Raw genomic sequence first — 18,212 nt, 5'->3', positions numbered from 1 at the left:
GATTCTTCTAGCAACTGCACTTTTTGATGGATGCACCGTTGGCCGATTCGTCGTCCCAATCTGATTCCAATTCTTCGCCCGAATCCTCACCGATGGTGCAGGATTTGGAACCGACCGCTGTCCAAGCGATGGTGCTTGGCTTGGAGGAACGTGTCCGTGTCATTCGGCAAATCGACCCGGACGACGAGGAAACGCTCCTCCGAATCATTAACGATTTGAAAGACGTCGAGACCGACCTGCAATCACTGGCATTCTTGCCATCGCAGGAGTCCCGGTCGGATGAGTCCGCTGCATTGCTGGCCGACATCCAACGAATTCGCTCGTCGTGCGTCCGCTTGCAACTCTGTCAGTGCGTGTCCGAAGCCGATCGGATTCTCTCTGAGTATGTCGAGCAATCAGCCGGGCTATGGTGGGAAAAGCTGACGCCGAATTTGGCTGGCAGTCGCCCCGCGGAGAACGTCGATTCACTGATCGAGACGACGGCATTGGAGTTAGAGGCCCGTTCTCATCTGGATGCCGACGCGGATCACTCGGAGATGTTCGCCGCCATTCGGGCTTCTTTGCGGGCGTCGTGTTTGGAGTCGCTGCGAACCGAACCGGCAACGCCTGAACAACGAGCCGACTGGACACGCGAGCTGATCGACCGTGCCGACATGACAATGACGGCCGTCGAGCACGAACCGGCTGAACGTGCCGCCGGTCAACTCACAGTGATGGCCGAAGACTTGAGTTGGCATCTAAAACACATCGAAACCAAACGTGGTCCACAGCGGCGTCGGCTCAAACGCAAACGCCGTCAACTGTATGTCGAACGACAAGAACGAATCCTCCAAGGACGTTTGGATCGAATTTTCGGTGCCCGATTCGTTCGCAATTTCGAACGTCTCATTTTAGTGCTGATCACGCTTGTTGTCGGCCTTATCCTGTTTGAGATCTTTGCCCACGTTTCCGATGAAACGCGGAACTGGTTGCTGGTAGTTGACGGTGTCGCCTGTGTGTTCTTTCTGACCGAGTTCTTCGTCAAATTGGCGTTCGTCCCAAACCGCTGGTGGTGGTTCTACCGCCACTTCTTGATCGACTTCGTGCCGTCAATTCCAATTGGTCTCTTGATGTTCGCGATGCCAGCCAACCAGGCCGGGCGTGCGGTTGAATTCGGTGGCATGGCAATCAAAGTCGTGCGACTTGCCAAGTTCGCTCGCTATTTTCGTGCGTTCGGTTTGTTGTCTCGGGCACTCGATCGCTTGGCTCGGCAATATGGTCATGTGCTGAATCAGAATGTGATTTTGCACCCGACCCGACAAGAACTCACGCGGTCGCGGGAAGCAGTTCCCCAGTTTCGCGCCGGCACTCGACGATTGCGAGCGGAGATTCGCCAATGTTGGAAACAACTGATGCGAACCGCCGATCCCACCAGGCGGGACCGAATCGCTTGTGCACGGTTACGGATCTTGGAGGAATTGCTTGATGAAGCCGTCCGCAGATCGACACAACTAGGACTGCGGAAACGCCCCCAAGCTCGGGAAATCGCAGCGGAGACGCTCATTGATCAGTTGGTCGTCGTAACGCCGGAAACGGCGGAGGTGGTGCTTGGAGATTCGCTTGTTCGGCAAGCCGCACGAACCATTCGCGTCGTGTCATGGGCACCATTGCGATGGTTGCCGATCATTTCGTCAATCGTGCCTCGCATAACGCCGGGCATGACCAATGCGGAAATCACCGCTGCCACCGGACGTCGTGCGGGGCGATTGTTGAAACGTTTCCACGATATTTGGTTTTGGTTCGCAGACTTATACGGAACGGTGACGCCTTCGCAGTTTGTTGACCGCGTTGGTGGGATGTTGGTCAAAGGGTCCGCGAAGCCGGTTTATCGACTCGCCATTTTCGGAAGTCTGTATCTGCTCACCTTGGGACTGATCGAATGGGCATCTTGGCATGCTCTGACACCAGTTCAGAGTTTTCTCAACCGATACGTTGGGCCGGTCGTGATCGTGTTGGGAGCGGTTTCGTTCTTGATTTTCCTGTTCGGTTTTTGGATGAAACGTGTCGCCCAAGAAGCGACCGAGTTTTACGAACGTTCTGCCCAGGCACAGTTTCTCGCGTTAACGGAAATCATCCGCAGCCGATATCTCCGCCGCGATGCTCAAGTGCTTTACGATCGCGTGCTTCGATACGAATGGCTGCCCGATCCGAAATGCTGTGACGACGAACGGGAACAACATCTTCAAATTACACTGCAGCGAATTCATCGTTCATTGGTCGAAGCGCACTTGGGGTCCGCCGATGATTTAGTCGTTCGCGGGATGGACACCACTTTGCTGCTCTATCGTGATTGGCTCGATGGGGCGATCTTCACCGATAACGATACACGCTCGACAAGCCAACTTCTTGGCAACCCGGCCGTGCGACAGTTCCTCAGTCTCTCGGGTCGTATGAACGGACGCGATGCCCGATCGCTGCAGAAACTCGATCTGATGCGACAGAAAGCGTTGTTCGGCGGTCCGTACTTGTGGTTCAACTTCATTTCGCGTTCCGTGGCCCATTCAGTCGCGAGCTTGCTTGTCGATTACAACCAAAACGCGATCCCGCTGGACGAGCTGCCGCTGGTGACCGACGCCAACAAAGACCGTTACAACCGTTGGCTCTCAAGTGAAACCAAGGATAGCCTCAATACGAACGATACCGACGAAAAGCATGTCGAAGAGACCTACGTCACTAACGCGTTCACTGCGTTACACTTCCTCGACTTCGATCCGAAACGGGACCAGGAAGTGGCCATAATGTTTGGTCATCCAGTGCTCGAACGACTTGAACGCGACCGGAGTTTCCTGATTCGTCGAATCTTCGGGACCTATCCGATGCACAATCGGCCGAAGGAACAACGCGTCGTCAACTTGTATTCGTTGTACGGCTCTTGGTTGTCTGGCGGGCGGCTCATCTTGTTGCCGGTGTTCTTGTTCGGGCTTTTTCTCCGCGGATTCTGGGCATTCCTAAAATGGATGGGACGGTCGGTTCAGCAAATCCGCAACCCCTCGGAGCGCCATGACGCGGGCGATGCGGCACAGGCTCAGTTTCTGACCGCGGTTCGCAAGATCGAACGGATTCGCGGGCCAGCCGTGAATGCGGGAATTCGATTGCGAAGCCGCATTGATCCTGAGTATCTCGGCGTCCCGTTGCCCGGGTTGCCCTCCCCACCGTTACCGGCGGATGTTGATATCGACTTGGATTTCCTGCATCCCGATCCGGATTTGCGGCGAACCGTCGAAGTGGAACGTGAGCGTGCGGCAGCCGACATGGACCGGCTTGATTCGCTCTTCGATGACGATTTGCTCAAACGAGTGGCCATTGAACGGGGATTGCCCCCGGATGTGTTCCAGTCTGTCGAACATCAACGCGTGGCGGCAGTCGCGTATCTTGCCGACTTGAAAGAAGTCCGTCGAAGCCTCTCCGCGTTTCGCATCTTGGAAGAAGTGTCATTGAAAGCCGCCAGCGAGCCGCTAAGGTCGGCACCCGGTTGGTTCACGACCGTCCGCTGGCGACGCATGTTCCAGAAGTATTGGAGCCAACACGGCCAATTGGACCACCGTGCGAAACGAGCCGCTTGGCATGCAATTGCTCAAAATCTTTGGGGTGCACGTGATGCCCTGCAAACCTGGGCCAACATGGGTGAAGACTCCGTGGCGGAAGGCGAGAAAATCTTAGGAGAAATCCTGTTGCATCCGAGTCGCGTGTTGGAGCAACTAATTGCACTGCGTGGGATTCAAACGCTAGCGTTGCTTGATGTCCTCAATTACCGCGAGCACATTTATCAACTCGGAAAATACGCCGAAACTGGCGACTCAGCGGGCCAACTGCTTGACTGGTTGACATCGCGAACCAACTCGTCGTCATCAGATCGCGAGAAGAATGCTCAATCATCGACGAGTGATCGGGAATAGACGTGGTGCAACCCCTGGACAATCAAAGTGTTCCCGGCGGCTGCCAAGTTCCCGAGTGCGGCCTCATTGGGAAATGTTTCGCGTTCGAGCACTTCACCGGTTTGCAAACTGAGATGGACTAAGTCCGACCATCGCGGAATCAACACCCGATCGTTCACAATGAGTCCGCGACCGGTCGAGTGCGATAAACCGGTTTGTTCCTTCCAACGAAGTTTGCCATCCTCAAGCGAGTACGCGGAGATATCGAAGTCGTCCGCGACGACAATCGTCTCTCCCGCGACACCCACGATGTACCGTCGCAGCTTTTCAGAGTTCGTCCAAAGTTTGCGTCCTGAGCGAAGATCCACACAGTGAAGCTCGTTAGTATGACGCGACTTCAACAACACGCGTCCGTCCACAATTACAGGCTGTTCATCAAGCCACGATTGAACCATGTTTGGCGTGGGAACGATCCGTCGTCGTTGGAATTGCAGATTTTGTTGATTCGGACGAACCGAATAGGCCCACAGCAGCGAACGGGTGGTTAGATCAATCGCGACAAACGAACCCGCCCCGGTTGGGCAAACGACGACACCATCGGCCGCCGCCACAACGAGACCGGAATTCCGTCTCGCTTCCCGCGCATAATCGCCAGTTGCAGCCAGACCTTGCGACCATTTGACCTCACCGCTCGACGGTTCCAGAACCAGCAAACGTGTCTCGTTGTCGACGTCCGCAAGACAGAACAGCTCACCGCCAAGCGGCGTCGGCGGCCCGAGGAAAAAATGCCCGGCAAGCGGAAGTTCGAACGGTCCGACATTTCGTTCGCCTCCAACACGCCATTCGCAGGGGCCTTCTTCGTCGTCGATCCGCAACGCCAATAGCAAATTGGAATTGGCGTTCGGTTGACGGTTTTGCTGAAGCGGTTCCGGAAAATGATCCGGGAGTTCCACGCAATACACATATTTGCCGTCGGTACTCATTCGCCCGTAGGTGACATCGATCCAGACATGCTTCACGACCCGTGTTTGCAGTTGGCTTTCAACACTTTGGTTGCCCTGAGCGCCGCTGTGGTGAAGGCGATCGATGAACAAATCCGGCATCCCCCGCCATCGAAATTCACCAGTATGCCGATCCAGCGCCGTGACGTCTGATGGCGTCCGCACCAACACAAGGTCACCAACAATCAGCGGTTCACGTGTCTGGATGGAAAACTCTCGCGGACGTTGGTTCTTTGTGGAAACCGTGACCATGCTCTGAATTGTTTGATCGAACGAGATCTCGGAGTCTGACCGTCTAGGTACGTCGGTCGGAATTGCCGTCCACTCCGAAGCCGGGTGATCCGCTCCCGTTGCGACCACCGCATTTCGACGAATCCCGCCCGCGTGCGAGGTCCACTCGTTTGATGGGTCCAAGGGCTTACTAGAATCCTGGAGTTCCACACCCGCGAGCCATTCCGTCATGGCATCGCGATTGGTGACCAATTCGACTTCGCCCCCGGCCAAATCGACGGTCAATTCCTGATCACGTTTGGCGAGTTCCGCCAACACGTTTTTGGCTTCGGTTTCACGCCCGCCGAGCTTCCAGCTCATGGCACATTTCAGTGACAACATAGGCTCGCGTCCGCCGGCGTCCGCAGATTTCCGCAAGCGTTCGAAACTGTGTGCGGCCGCGAGAAAATTCCCCTGATCAAACAGTTGCGAGCCGAGTTCGTAGATCGCGTCCTGACCGGATTGGGTTTGCGAATACCGACGAATCACATCGACGAAGTCGGATCTTTTTCCGTTCTTCCGTGCATCAGCCAACGCAGCGGCGGCCTTCGGTTCGAACTGCAAACGATACGCGTTCCGTCCGCCTTCCGGCATCTCAGCGACGATCCGATCCGCTTCGGCTTTCAGGCTACGAAAACTCGACTCGGTATCGTCGACGGACATGAATCCATCTTCGGGGAAATCGAGAATCATTTGGAGATACTCAGCAGCATCAACATAGCGTTTGGCTTCGACTAACTGTTTGGCTTGGCGAAGCGCCCGGCTTAATTCTCGATCCACCAGTGGCAGTGTTGCTTCCGGCGTCGCAGCGATATCGGGTTGTGCAACGCCTATCGGACCACGCCCACCAAGACGCCGAACTTGCGAATGGCCGTCGATGGTTGCCATGAACAACAAGACGATCGTCATCCAGGCTGTGTGGTGCGTCATCCGATCAATCCTCTGTGCCATTCCTTAACTCGCGAGTCTCGTCATCATCACCGTGACGTGCGACGAGCCAGGAAAGTTCCCGAATACCTCCGATTGTGGGGTTCCGAATCGATGTTGGCAACGATTAGCGGAGGACGCTGGCGATTCGTTCGGCGATTTCCCGGATTTCGACGGGCACCATCGACTGTGAACTATCCGCAACGGAACAAACTTCTTCCGTCCACATTTCCCAAGCGGAACGCGGACCAGTCACTGTTGAAACCGACGCCGGATCAACTTGCCGAGCGGCTTCAAACGCGTTCCATAATGGGGCAGCATCGCTGGGCAGCAAATCGTGCGGTGCGACTCGGTCAATGGCACACCGTACGGATTCCTCGGGCTTCACATCCACACACGCCGCGACCGCAACCAATCCAGACGACGATGCCATTCGGCAAACCGCGAACGATTTGCGGGAGCCCTCCACATCAAATTTCATCGCAACTAACGCACCCACACAATCTCCGGGGCGGTCCATGCGAATGAGTTGTTGATCGCCAAGAACGACACGACGAATTTCCAATTGCATTCCAGACTCATTGTGGACAGCTCCTGCGGGAGATTCCAACGCCGCGATCCAACTGGTCATTCGTTTCGCAGGCGGAACTTCGATCTCGGCCCAATGTTCCGACGCAACGCTTGGGCGAAATACGCCGTTGGGGCTCCCACCAGCGACACACGACCCCAGTTGCACGAGTTTTCGGAAACTCGCCGGTGACGACAACGCTTCGACTTCCAATTCCCGCCGCTGCTCCTCCGAAAGCTCACCCCGATAAAACGCGAGAATGTGTTCGGTTGAAACGTCACTCACGTGATCCTGATCGGGTTCAATTCTCACGTCCTGGCAGGCGGCGCGGAACTTTTCGAACCAGCGTTCCGGCGTGTGTTGCGAAGCCGATGAGTTGCGGAAGCCTTGGCTCATGGTTGTCCTCGGTGAAGCATGGCACGCGAATCCTTGAATTACTGAAATGGGTCACCATCGAAGTGTTCTACGATCTGTTTGCGAATTTCCTTCACAAAATTGAAGATTTGCGTGGTGCCGTAACTGTAACCAGCTTTCTCTAAAGCATTTGCGACTTCCTGATACGTAAGGTTTTCAAAGAGATATAGCCGAAACGCCAAGACCTGTTCGAACCGCAATTCGCCATTCTTGACGGATTCCGTCAGAAAATCTTCAATTTCTCGGACGATCGCGGAGACACGCGCGGCCTGCGATTGCCGAGAAATATCGGCATCCGTCCCTGGTTCTGTTGGACCAGATTCGATGTTCCCTTGTCCCCGATGAAAGACGTCACTCTTGCGAGGTCTGACAAGCGAAGCAAACAAGTTGGAGACGACATCATCAAACCAGGTGGCAAACGCGGCTTTCCGCGGGTGGTTGGTGTCGAACTTCGGCACCACGTTTTGCAAGTGAATTGCCGCCTCGTGCATCAGATCTTCCACCTCGAATCCGCGTTTGGCAGCTGTTCGCTGAAAACCCGCAGCAATTCGAGAGACTTGCGGTTGCAGATCGTTCCATAACAGCGACCGTAGCGTCTCAACGTCTTCATTGGGGACGTTCGGAGTCTGCAATTGGCGGAGAATGATCAAGTGCCGACCCGCCGCCGCCAATCGGTCGATTGCCTGTGAATCGACGGCGTCACCGTTGACCGGGGTTGCTTCCGAATTCCCCCGAACGCGGTTCCTGTGGCGTTCCATCCATGTCGACAGGTGGGAATCCAAACTGGCCCAAAGACGCTCCCGAATCTCCTCAGGGGTTTCTTTGGAGGTCATCCGAAAAAGACGCCACTCGTGATCGGTCCAAGCGTCTGCCCAGACTTGCCGAACACGATTGGCCAACGAACTCGGATTGCTCGTGAACTCGGACGCCGCCATTCGTTTGTATATCACCTCAAGAGAAAACGGGAACGAAACCTACGAACTGCCCAGCATGCGTTTCAACTCGGCTAATTCCGCTTCGACTTGGTCGGCCCGTTCGGCGTCGCTGGGTTGCGGTGGTGGCTCCTCGGCGACAGCCGGTTTTGGTGGCGTATCAACATCGGTTTCAAACTGCGTGCGGGTCCGCTGCGCTTCAGTCAGTCGGGCTTCCAATGCTCGCAATGTGGTCGAAAGGTGAGTTCGGGTCGACTCCGCCGCGGAGAGTTGCTGCTCGAGTCCGGCGATCAAATCCGAAACTTCCTGCTTCCGAGACAAAGCGGCTCGTGCAGCGTCCTCGTTGCCGGCTTCCAATTCCGTTTTGGCTTTGTCGATCCACTCCGCAATTCGCGACTGATGTTCTTCAATCTCGGTCCGCAAGCGATCGACATTCCTCGTCGCGGTCGCCACACTTCGCCGGGCACCGCCAAGCCCTTCTTCCATTTCTTCGATGATCCGCGATAAAGCCGACTGCGGATCGTCCTCGCGGCGGAGCATTTCGGTCAGGTTGCAAGTGACGATATCTGTGAGCCGATTGAAATAACTCATCGATCATATCCTCTGAATTCCCGCGATGAACATTCGCGAGTCGTCCGGTTGGGTTCGATTGTCATCCGAAATGGAATCTTAAAATCTCGTTTCTCAGTCAGTTTCCGCCAAACTGACGCCGTAACCGCGAAGTTTATCTTGCAGTTTCTCGCGCGCTAATCGCAGTCGGCTTTTGGTGGTGGGAATGGACGTTTCCATAATTTCCGCCACTTCCGGCAAACTGAGACCGGCGTACACAAACAACGTAAACGTGAAGCGTTGCTCCTCAGGTAGCCCATCGAGAAGATTATCGACCAGATCACGAAGTTCCCGCTGTGAGGCTTTGGTTTCCGGCGGGATTAGCTCGGCGGCGAGTCGGGCCATGCCGTCGTCGTCATCTTCGCTTCGTCCGCGAACGGCTTTCACGAGGGCATCGTGAGATTGTTTCCGCACGTTGTCGATCATCAAATTGCGACCGATTCGGTACATCCAACCGCGGAATTTTCCACGCGGAAGGTAATCCCATGCCTGATTGTATAACTTGATCAACGTTTCTTGCGTCAAATCCTCGGCCAACTGGGCATCACGAACGTTGCGAAAGAAGAACCCCCACAACGGCCCTTGATGTCGTTCGACCAGTTTTTCAAACGCGCGGTCCTCTCCCGCTTGCACGAGCAACATCAGCTCGTCATCAGTCAGCGTGCGGGATAGGTTTTCGGTAGTCATTTGATATTCAATGGTCCGAAGCGAGAAACAGCCACGATGGTTCGCCAGGTCCCGAGAGGTTGTGTGAGCATTGACCCGAGAACACTCGTCCCTAATATAAGAAAACTTTGCCCGAACGCGAATCCTCAGCCCCGGAATTGTCTTTGTCAACCACCGATACTCATACTATTGTTCTGGAATACGGTGCGGAATCTCCGTTCCGTTTTCAAATCGAAGCCGATCGCGTGGTGGCGGCAATGCCGACACCGGAGTCGGTGGACGACGTCAAAGCATCGGCATTGGCAGTCCTGCAACAACCATTGGACTTCCCGCCGCTTTCACAATCCGTGATTCCCGACGATCACGTGGTCTTGGCGGTGGACCCGGCGACGCCCGATGCGGCATCTCTCGTGGCGGCCTGCTGGGTTTGCTTGGAAGAAGCCGGGATCAGCGCGGAAAATGTGTTGATTCTCGAGACCGAAACGCTCGGAGATTCTGCGTCTCCTCCCGTTGATCCACGACGAGAACTGCCCGAAGCAGTGCGTGCGCGGGTGCAATGGAAACGACATCGTCCCGGTTCCGCCGACGACTGTGCTTATCTGGCGACGACCGCTGCCGGCGAGAGAATCTATCTAGCACCGGAGTTAGTTCACGCCGATGCCGTCATCACCATTGGATTGCTTGGCTTCGACCCACTGCTCGGGTATCGCGGCACGAACAGCGTGTTTTACCCGGGGCTATCTACCGCCGAAGCCGTCAAGAAATCGCAGGGGCAAGGCCATCAGGAACTGCGTCCAAACGACGAACGCCCGTTGAGACAACTGGTTGACGAAATTGGTTGGCTCCTCGGCACGTTGTTCACGTTGCAAGTGATTCCGTCCGTGACGGGCGGCGTGAGTGAAGTCCTGGCAGGTGCGCTGGATTCCGTATTGCGAGAAGGCAAGAAACGGTTAGACGAACTCTTTCGGATCGAGTTGGATTACCGCGCCGAAACCGTGGTGGTGTCGATTGGAAAAACCGCATCTGACCCATGGCAGGCCCTCGGAGCGGCATTGGCCGTTTCTCGAAATCTTGTCGGACGCGAGGGCAAGGTGGTTTTGCTTTCGAGCCTCGATCAGTCACCGCAATCCGGAGTGGAGTTGCTGCAAACCCACGATGAGCCATTGGACATCTTGCCGAAACTTCAACACGTGAACCCAGACGATCGCGAAGCGGCCACCCAACTTGCGAAGACACTCGATTGGGCCGGAGTTTACCTGCTAAGCGGGTTGCCCGACGAAGTCGTTGAAGAACTGGGTGTGATGCCGATCGGTTCAACCGACGAAGTGGAACGACTCCTTGCCCGCGAAGATCAAATCGTGTTTATCCCGGCTGCTATCCATTCCTTCGGGCGTGTCCGATCCGAATAGCAATTTCATTGAGTGCATTCGCAAGAGCGGGCATTCCTTGAGATTGAGCGTCGAATGTGAGTTTTCTTATAGAATCGCAGGACAGGGTTGAGTTCAATCGATTTCCGACGGACGCACGGACGATAATGCTACTAAGTTCAGTCCCGCGCACCCTAGCGTACATTCGTCCGAAAAAAATTTGCGGATTCTCAAAGAAACATTGATGCGACGTCGATTTCGGTCACGTTATAATCAAGCTTTGGGATCTGGGAAGTTTGGAAACCCAAACCAATCCGACTTCCCGTGATTGCTCCTCACGTTTTGAGCGAGAATGGGCCGGTTGGAATGTGGATTGGCAATCGACGATGGCCATGACAATTGATGAATTCCTCAACACGCTGGAAAGCTCGGCATCTCAGATGCCCGAACGGCTCGCGGACTTGAGAGACGCTCTGCAGGGGCAACAGCCGGAGCGGAATGGCACTTCGAACGACGTCCACGACGCTCCGCAACCTGAGATTCAAATCGGCAACTGCCGAATCCTGAGCGCGACCGACTCCGATCAGAATGGCGTCACGTTCCTGGGGCAGCACTGCGAGAATGGCCAGGCCATGACTGTTCGCATGGTTTTTCCCAATGAGGATCGGCCATTTGCCGGGACTGACGAGGAACACGAGGCCCATCAGCGTTTTTCACATCCCACCAAGACGCCGGTATTGACCGTTGACCAAGTGGGTGACTTCCTGTGCTTGTGTCGTGATGCCGCTCACGGCGAGACGCTCACGGCGATCGTGGCGGAGAGCGGAGAATTCCCCACCGACGCCGCGCTCGAATGCATGTTGCAAGCCTCGCGATGTTTGCATGAAGCTCACCAAAATGGGTACGTCAACGGTGATCTCCATCCGAACCATTGGTTGCTCGATGACGATGGCCAGCTGTGGTTGAATCCCGATCAACCGTTTCAACGAATTGATTCCGTCTCGGATGCCAAGACGAGACAAACTGCGGACCGACTCTCGTTGCGATCGCTCTGGATTCTTCTATCACTTGGAAAGAGCGAGCAGCAGTGCAGCGACGAGGACTTGTCGAATGCGTTGCCATCACCTCTGGACGCTGATTGCTGGAATCGAGTGGAATCTCTGCGTGATCTGCTAACGATCCTCGATCCCACGATGACAACCGTACCAGAGCCACGCGATGAACCGGTGACGGAACCAACACCAGTCCCTCAGCAGACGGTGATCGCACCGCCTCCCGTCGCAAAGCCAGCCTCGTTCGAGCCGAACCCAGCCGATATTAGCCAAGCCGGAACGAGCTGGTTCTGGTGGGTGGGAACCGCCGTCGCCGCGTTTGGGTTGATCACTTGGTGGCTATCACGCTGAAAAAGCGAAAACCGCCGGAGAGACGTTACTCGTTGACGCTCGCGGGTGTCACGGATCGGTCGACGAATGTGGTTTGTTCGATAATTGCCGAGTCGGCATCACCGAATTGCTTTTCGAGTTCCTTCTCGAATGAGAATCGCCAGATACCCTGGCGTCCCGATTTGTCGGCGATCAGGTAGTACCGATGGATCATATCGAGATCCCGCGTCCGACCGGTCACGTCAATTCGATGGATAAACCGATTCGCATCGGCGACCCGCTTGGAGGAAACGATACGGTCGGCGTCGGCAAGCCCCTTCTTGATGTTGGCTTCGAATTGGGCAGCTTGCAGATGATTGCCAGGAGCGGCATTCGGAAGTGTGGTCAGATTGGCTTGAGCGATCAAGCTGCCTTCGTCCACCCACCGCAAAATCGCGTTGCGGCCGCTTTGGTGAAAGACACGCCAATCCCGGTTATGGCTGACCGTGGTGCCGTTCGCCAGCTGAAGTTGCAACGCTAACATCTCGGCGGTCGGCTCAAGCGGTGTCGCGTCAGCTTGCCGACGTGTAAGTCGCCCATTGCGTGCGGCGGGCGACCGATCGACCGTCATGCTCGCTGTAACATCCATTCCCGGCGAGACCGGGCCAACCGTTCGTTGCTCGGTCTGCGTCAGTTCCACATGACGAATGTAATTCTGCCGAAGATCAAACGTGAGATTGCCCGTGAGCCGTAGCTTTGTCGTCGCGCCTTCCAAAGCCGCTTCGACTTCGCCTTGGAACGAAATCTCCGCGCGATCGTTTTCGGCAGATTCCAATCGGCAGGTGAGATCAGCTTTCAACAGAGCTTCGGTCGAGGTGAGCATTTGCGGCACCCAAGTTTCGGGCGTCCAAGACTCACCAACTTCCACAGGCTTCGGCGGCAGCAAACCGAGGATCGCGAGCGAATCCCCGGGTGTGTGCAACAGTTCCAATTCATTGACCGACATTGTTCCCGTCGGCCGATAGAACTGAATGCCCTCTCGTCGCCCATGGGCAACGACCAGTTTGTTGGTGTCTCTCAGCTTTGAAGAGCTCTTGTCGCGATCGACTTCAATCGCTGCGGATGCGGTTTCGTATTCTCGCAGGGACCGTAAGGTTTGGGCATCACGACCGGCACCCGGAAGACGCCGTTCCCGATAACGGAACGTCGCGTCCACTTTCAGCGGCATTGCTCGTAGTTCCCCGCCTTTTTGCGGAGTCTTGAGAACACCGCGAACGTGAACATCACTAGCAACTTGCCAAACCGCATCGCTGGACGCAGATTCCTTCAGCGTCACCGTTTCTGCGCAGACCGCCGCTTGGAATAAAAGGCATACACCAAGCAGCGTCATGCACGATTGAAACTGTCTCATCCCATCCTCCCTGAGGTCGATTTGACAATCAAAATTTAATGGCCGAGTCCAACGACCAAGCCATCTGATCACACAGTGGACTCGCTTGGATTCTCGGAATGATCTTCGGTCGTTTGCAGGCTTCCAAACTGTCCCGCCAATTCGCGAGCGGTTTCGACGAAACCAGCCTCATCCAGACCAAGGTCGGATAGCAATTCGTCGCGGTCCCCGTGCTCAATGTACTGATCGGGAATGCCTAGACAGCGAATGTGCTTGGTTTCGAGCCCCTGGCGATTCGCAGCTTCAAGCACTGCCGAACCAAAGCCCCCCTCCAGCGAACTCTCTTCGACGGTGACAACGAAACCACATTCACGAACGGCGGCGAGGATTGTTTCTTCGTCCAATGGTTTAATGAATCGAGCGTTGATCACACCGACATTCAAACCTTCGCGTTTCAACCGAGACGCGGCCTTAACGCAGGAATTGAAGAGCGTGCCACAGGCAACAAACATGCCATCCGTGCCCCACTCGTAGACCTCGGACTTACCAAGCTCCACAGGAGTGTCCGGGCGTTCCAAGTTCGTGATCCCGGTTTTCGGGTAACGAATCGAAACGGGTCCATCGTGAGTCAGGGCGAAGTCGAGCATCGGTTTGACATCACGTTCGTCCCCAGGTGCCATACAGACCATGTTCGGGAACACCCGCATGTAGGTGTTGTCGAAGACACCGTTGTGGGTTGCACCGTCCGGTCCCGTCAGACCGGAGCGGTCGAGACAGAAGGTGACGGGCAAATTCTGCAACGCGACTTCCTGGAAGATTTGGTCAAACGAACGTTGCAAGAACGTGCTGTAAATATCGACAATCGGACGCATGCCGCTCTTTGCCATCCCACCGGCAAACGCAACCGCATGACCTTCACAGATGCCGACATCGAAGAATCGATCGGGGAAGTCACTACGAATTTTCGCCAGCTTGTTTCCGGCACACATCGCAGCGGTCAGCACACACACGCGATCATCGCGTTGCATGGCTTCGTAAATCCCGGATGAGACAACATTCGTGTACGCCACCGACGACGACGAATTGATCTTGAGAATGCCGTTTTGGCCGTTGCGTTGGAATGGCGGTGGCGTGTGGAACTTGACGGGGTCTGCGAGAGCCGGCTCGAAACCGTGGCCTTTCTCGGTGAAGACGTGCAACAACGTTGGGCCTTTGATGTCCTTGACCATCCGCAACGTTTCTGTCAGGCCTTTCAAGTCATGACCATCGATTGGCCCGATGTACCGAAAACCCATTTCCTCGAACAGCATCCCACCGTGCAGGAAGGTTTTGACAGACTCCTTAAATTGATGCAGCGTGTCCGCGACGGATTCACCGACCATCGGTACCTTGTTCAACAGCCAGGAAACATCTTTCTTCAGGCCATTGTAGAAACCCGTGGTGCGAGCTTTGTCGAGATATTTCGCCAACCCACCCACACGCGGACAGATGCCCATTTGATTGTCATTGAGGACAACCAGCATGTCTTTGTTGAGTTCAGCCGCGTTGTTCAAGGCTTCGAACACAATTCCCGAAGGCAATGCACCGTCACCGATCACCGCGACGGCTTTGCGGTTGTCCGTGAAGAGCAAGTCATCGGCAGCTTTCAGACCGAGCACGGTCGAAACACTGGAACCGGCGTGTCCGGTCATAAAGAGATCGTAGGGACTCTCCGCAGGGTTCGGATAGCCCATCAATCCGCCCTTTTGACGGATCGTTTTGAACTCGTTGTAGCGTCCGGTGATCAACTTATGGGGATAGATTTGGTGGCCGGTATCCCAGATCAAGCGATCACGAGAGAAGTCATAGACCAAGTGCAACGCAATGCAGAGTTCCACCACTCCCAGATTGCTAGCGAAGTGAGCTGCCCGATCGGAAACCACGTGGCACAACGCCTCACGGATTTCCGCCGCGACCTGTTGCAATTCCGATTCGCTCAGAGCCTGCAGATCTTTGGGGGAATTGATATGCGGTAAGAATTCGTAGTTCATCAATGATTTCTCTCTAACACAAAGCGAGCCAGTCCGATGAGGGCGTTCTGTCGAGAGCCGAAACCCGCCACGGCACGCTCCGCCGTTTCGATAAGTGTTTCCGCTCGGTCGCGACTTGCGTCTAGACCAAGGACAGATGGATAGGTCAATTTGCCGAGGTCGGCATCCTTCCGCACACCTTTACCAAGTTCTTGGGCCGACCCGACAACGTCTAAGACGTCATCCGCAATTTGGAAGGCCAAACCAACACTGTTTCCGTAGATTGTGAGGGAATCGAGTTGTTCCGTCGAGGCTCTCGCGACGATCCCACCAAGTTTTAACGAATTGGCCAGCAGTGCACCGGTTTTTCGCCGATGAATTGCCTCCAAATGCGTCACGGCCGCTTCGGGATCGTCTTGGAACTGCTCGGGGCGTTCGTCGTCGAAGCGACCTTCACCCGCCAGATCAGCCATTTGACCACCGACCATCCCGGCGGCACCGCTCGCCTGTGCCAATGTTTGGCAGCATCGAGCCGCAACAGCGGGATCGGCGATTTCCGTCGCCATTGTCTCAAATGCCAACGTCAACAATGCATCACCAGCAAGGATTGCGGTGGCGTCGTCAAATTGGCGGTGGCACGTTGGACGGCCCCGCCGAATGTCGTCGTTGTCCATGGAGGGAAGATCATCATGGATCAGCGAATACGTGTGGATCATTTCGACCGCACATGCCGCCGGGAGCGCGTCTTCCCAATTTCCGCCGCAGGCGTCACACCCGAGAAGCACCAAAACCGGACGCAACCGCTTCCCGCCGGCCAGCAAGCTGTACTCCATCGCAGAACGTAGCCGTTCGGGGACGTCGCTTGGCTGCAACTTTTCCGGAGAAACGGCCTGCTTTAACGCATCTTCAATGCGGGGCAGGAGTTGCTCGCAGGCAGCGGCGAACTCACGACTCGCAACCGATGGCCCCCCCATGAAAATTCTCGCTGTGATGATTGTCTAATCAAAGTCTGTCGCCTCATGTCGCTGCATTCTAGCGGTGCGATTCGATCCTGCAAACCATCCGGTCAAGCCATCAGAAGTTTCATTCGAATTCGTTGGGACCGATTCGCCCGAACAGCCCATTCCTCCTAGAGCACCAGAATTCGATGTCCATTTTGGACGGGATAATCGTTTCAATCGGTGTCGTTATCCCGGTGTGATGCAAAAAGGCAACGTTGGAAAAAAGAATCGCCGCACGTTTCGCCATCGTGTGGCAAAGTTCCCGTGACAGGAAAAGTTTCCCGGATCGCAAAAGCCGACTGTTGGCAAGGCGTCTTCCCTAACCGGGATATTCGGATTCAATCCCCAATAGGAACTACGACACAATGAAACTGATGAAATTCGCGTTGGTGTTGGTGGCCTTTGCCGCAACTGGTTCGCAAGTTGAAGCTGGCTTGTTCGATTGCTTCTGCAAAAAAGAGCCGGCCTGCTACGCACCGATCGAGTGCTGTGAGCCCGTCTACTGTGCGGCTGAGCCAGTCTGCTGCACCCCAGAACCCGTCTGTGATGTTGCTCCAACTTGCTGTGCTCCGGCACCCGTCCACTGTGCCCCAGTTTGTGCAGCTCCTGCACCGGTTTGCGAGTCCGCTCCGGTTTGCTGTGAAGCCGCTCCAGTCTGCTGCGAGCCAGCCCCGGTTTGCTACGACTGCTACGACTACTGCCCACCGAAAAAAGAGTGCTGCCTCAAACGCATGATCCGTTGTGCCTGGAAAATGGAAGCACGCAAGAACAAGTGGTTCGCCGACCGCTTGGGCATGGACTATCCTTACGGATACTAAGAGTAGCCGGCCAACACCGCCGACTCTCACCAGCAATCTCGACCGCCTCACGACTCCGTGGGGCGGTTTTTCGTTGTTGATCGCCAGAACCCGACAGACTTCAATTCCATTGCGGACAACGTTTCGCCACAGCAAGGATTCGCCTCGCTTGCTGCACGCGTCGGTCGGCTCGCTCAGTCAGTACGACATGACCGGCTTCATTTGCCAGCGTCTGACTCCGTTGAAACAGTCTCTCGGCAACCGTCCATTCGCTTCTCGCCGCGAACAATTCACCAAGGTTGAGTAGGTCAGTCGCCATGCCGGCTTCGCAGCGACATTTCTGATGCAAAGCAAACGCCCGACCGAGACAACGTTTCGCGTCATTGAAATCATCCCGCCCGGCCCGAATCAGTCCGAGCATTCCCCAATCGTCGGCTTGTCCTTCAAGATGATCTTGCTCCGTTTCCCAGTCCAGGGAACGCTGGATTAGCGTCTCTGCCAATTCATATTCACCAGCCAAGAACGCATCTTCAGCCCGTCCGGCGAGGTCCGCTGGTGACGAGTTTTCGTCTTGTCCGATTGCCACCTGCTGCCACGATGCCGCCGCAAGCCGGTCACCAGTTTTTCGATGAACGGCCGCCAGGTTATGGGCAACGACTGACTTCAAGCCGTGGTCGTGAACATCGTTCGCCCATCGAAAGAGCCCACGAAGTTCCTCCATCGCCACCGTATACTCACCGATCGCACACTGAAATTCGGCGAAACGGAGACGGGAAATAGGCGTATCGAACTCCTGACGAATTCGATTCCACAACGTCTTCGCGACAGCGAGATTTCCACGCTGCTGATAAAACTCGGCCTGCTCCATTAACGAGTATGTGGAAGCAAGCGAACCTGGAGTATCAACTGGCACAGCGGCCCCCTTCGAGACGACATCACAGACGAATCGAGAGAAACCGTGTGGTGATAAATCGGCCTGCAATTGC

13 protein-coding genes are annotated in these 18,212 nt (G+C 55.5%); 4 read left to right on the top strand and 9 right to left on the bottom strand.

Annotation, left to right across the window (positions count from 1 at the left end; all coding sequences use genetic code 11):
• Window positions 1-38: 38 nt before the first annotated feature.
• Window positions 39-3,935: an ion transporter gene (locus G6R38_RS12085; RefSeq protein ID WP_166825172.1), complete on the top strand. Its 3,897-nt coding sequence runs from the start codon at window positions 39-41 to the stop codon at window positions 3,933-3,935.
• On the opposite strand, the gene G6R38_RS12080 is transcribed toward G6R38_RS12085, so the two are convergent.
• The 5 genes from G6R38_RS12080 to G6R38_RS12060 form a co-directional block, all read right to left on the bottom strand.
• Window positions 3,908-6,115: an outer membrane protein assembly factor BamB family protein gene (locus G6R38_RS12080; protein ID WP_166825169.1), complete on the bottom strand. Its 2,208-nt coding sequence runs from the start codon at window positions 6,113-6,115 to the stop codon at window positions 3,908-3,910. The genes G6R38_RS12085 and G6R38_RS12080 overlap by 28 nt on opposite strands.
• Before the next feature lie 124 nt (window positions 6,116-6,239).
• On the bottom strand, window positions 6,240-7,076 hold the full coding sequence (locus tag G6R38_RS12075) for a hypothetical protein (protein WP_166825166.1): 837 nt from the start codon (window positions 7,074-7,076) through the stop codon (window positions 6,240-6,242).
• Window positions 7,077-7,114: 38 nt separating this feature from the next.
• Window positions 7,115-8,029 (bottom strand): RNA polymerase sigma factor, encoded by a 915-nt coding sequence (locus G6R38_RS12070; protein ID WP_166825163.1) that lies wholly within the window; start codon window positions 8,027-8,029, stop codon window positions 7,115-7,117.
• A gap of 39 nt (window positions 8,030-8,068) precedes the next feature.
• A complete protein-coding gene (locus G6R38_RS12065; RefSeq protein WP_166825160.1) occupies window positions 8,069-8,617 on the bottom strand; it encodes a PspA/IM30 family protein in 549 nt (182 codons plus the stop codon).
• A 93-nt stretch (window positions 8,618-8,710) separates the two neighbouring features.
• Window positions 8,711-9,322 carry an RNA polymerase sigma factor gene (locus G6R38_RS12060; RefSeq protein WP_166825157.1) on the bottom strand — a complete coding sequence of 204 codons (612 nt, stop codon included), beginning with the start codon at window positions 9,320-9,322 and terminating at the stop codon, window positions 8,711-8,713.
• Between the two features lie 143 nt (window positions 9,323-9,465).
• On the opposite strand from G6R38_RS12060, the gene G6R38_RS12055 reads away from it, so the two are divergent.
• Both G6R38_RS12055 and G6R38_RS12050 read left to right on the top strand, forming a co-directional pair.
• Window positions 9,466-10,710, top strand: coding sequence for a lactate racemase domain-containing protein (locus tag G6R38_RS12055; RefSeq protein WP_166825154.1), 1,245 nt, complete (start codon window positions 9,466-9,468; stop codon window positions 10,708-10,710).
• A gap of 350 nt (window positions 10,711-11,060) precedes the next feature.
• Window positions 11,061-12,071 (top strand): protein kinase family protein, encoded by a 1,011-nt coding sequence (locus G6R38_RS12050; protein ID WP_166825151.1) that lies wholly within the window; start codon window positions 11,061-11,063, stop codon window positions 12,069-12,071.
• Window positions 12,072-12,096: 25 nt separating this feature from the next.
• Here G6R38_RS12050 and G6R38_RS12045 read toward each other — a convergent pair whose 3' ends face one another.
• The 3 genes from G6R38_RS12045 to G6R38_RS12035 form a co-directional block, all read right to left on the bottom strand.
• The gene (locus tag G6R38_RS12045) at window positions 12,097-13,440 is read right to left on the bottom strand and encodes a hypothetical protein (protein WP_166825146.1); all 1,344 of its coding nucleotides are present in this window, start codon (window positions 13,438-13,440) and stop codon (window positions 12,097-12,099) included.
• Window positions 13,441-13,508: 68 nt separating this feature from the next.
• Window positions 13,509-15,449, bottom strand: coding sequence for a 1-deoxy-D-xylulose-5-phosphate synthase (gene dxs / locus G6R38_RS12040; RefSeq protein ID WP_166825143.1), 1,941 nt, complete (start codon window positions 15,447-15,449; stop codon window positions 13,509-13,511).
• A complete protein-coding gene (locus tag G6R38_RS12035; protein ID WP_166825140.1) occupies window positions 15,449-16,402 on the bottom strand; it encodes a polyprenyl synthetase family protein in 954 nt (317 codons plus the stop codon). The genes dxs and G6R38_RS12035 overlap by 1 nt, the downstream gene beginning before the upstream one ends.
• Before the next feature lie 392 nt (window positions 16,403-16,794).
• Here G6R38_RS12035 and G6R38_RS12030 point away from each other — a divergent pair, with 392 nt between their 5' ends.
• Window positions 16,795-17,247 carry a hypothetical protein gene (locus G6R38_RS12030; RefSeq protein ID WP_166825137.1) on the top strand — a complete coding sequence of 151 codons (453 nt, stop codon included), beginning with the start codon at window positions 16,795-16,797 and terminating at the stop codon, window positions 17,245-17,247.
• Window positions 17,248-17,347: 100 nt separating this feature from the next.
• Here G6R38_RS12030 and G6R38_RS12025 read toward each other — a convergent pair whose 3' ends face one another.
• Window positions 17,348-18,139, bottom strand: a complete 792-nt coding sequence (locus G6R38_RS12025; protein ID WP_166825131.1) for a tetratricopeptide repeat protein — start codon at window positions 18,137-18,139, stop codon at window positions 17,348-17,350.
• Window positions 18,140-18,212: the final 73 nt, after the last annotated feature.

The organism is Thalassoroseus pseudoceratinae (genome assembly GCF_011634775.1).
GTDB lineage: Bacteria > Planctomycetota > Planctomycetia > Planctomycetales > Planctomycetaceae > Thalassoroseus > Thalassoroseus pseudoceratinae.
Note: the sequence above shows the minus strand (reverse complement) of the source record. Positions and strands in the feature narration are given on the sequence as shown.

Excerpts from the sequence above, each read along its gene's own strand:
- G6R38_RS12080 (WP_166825169.1), bottom strand. The coding sequence starts at position 6,115 with ATGACGCACCACACAGCCTGGATGACGATCGTCTTGTTGTTCATGGCA.
- G6R38_RS12075 (WP_166825166.1), bottom strand. The coding sequence starts at position 7,076 with ATGAGCCAAGGCTTCCGCAACTCATCGGCTTCGCAACACACGCCGGAA.
- G6R38_RS12070 (WP_166825163.1), bottom strand. The coding sequence starts at position 8,029 with ATGGCGGCGTCCGAGTTCACGAGCAATCCGAGTTCGTTGGCCAATCGT.
- G6R38_RS12065 (WP_166825160.1), bottom strand. The coding sequence starts at position 8,617 with ATGAGTTATTTCAATCGGCTCACAGATATCGTCACTTGCAACCTGACC.
- G6R38_RS12060 (WP_166825157.1), bottom strand. The coding sequence starts at position 9,322 with ATGACTACCGAAAACCTATCCCGCACGCTGACTGATGACGAGCTGATG.
- G6R38_RS12050 (WP_166825151.1), top strand. The coding sequence starts at position 11,061 with ATGACAATTGATGAATTCCTCAACACGCTGGAAAGCTCGGCATCTCAG.
- G6R38_RS12045 (WP_166825146.1), bottom strand. The coding sequence starts at position 13,440 with ATGAGACAGTTTCAATCGTGCATGACGCTGCTTGGTGTATGCCTTTTA.
- dxs (WP_166825143.1), bottom strand. The coding sequence starts at position 15,449 with ATGAACTACGAATTCTTACCGCATATCAATTCCCCCAAAGATCTGCAG.
- G6R38_RS12035 (WP_166825140.1), bottom strand. The coding sequence starts at position 16,402 with ATGGGGGGGCCATCGGTTGCGAGTCGTGAGTTCGCCGCTGCCTGCGAG.
- G6R38_RS12030 (WP_166825137.1), top strand. The coding sequence starts at position 16,795 with ATGAAACTGATGAAATTCGCGTTGGTGTTGGTGGCCTTTGCCGCAACT.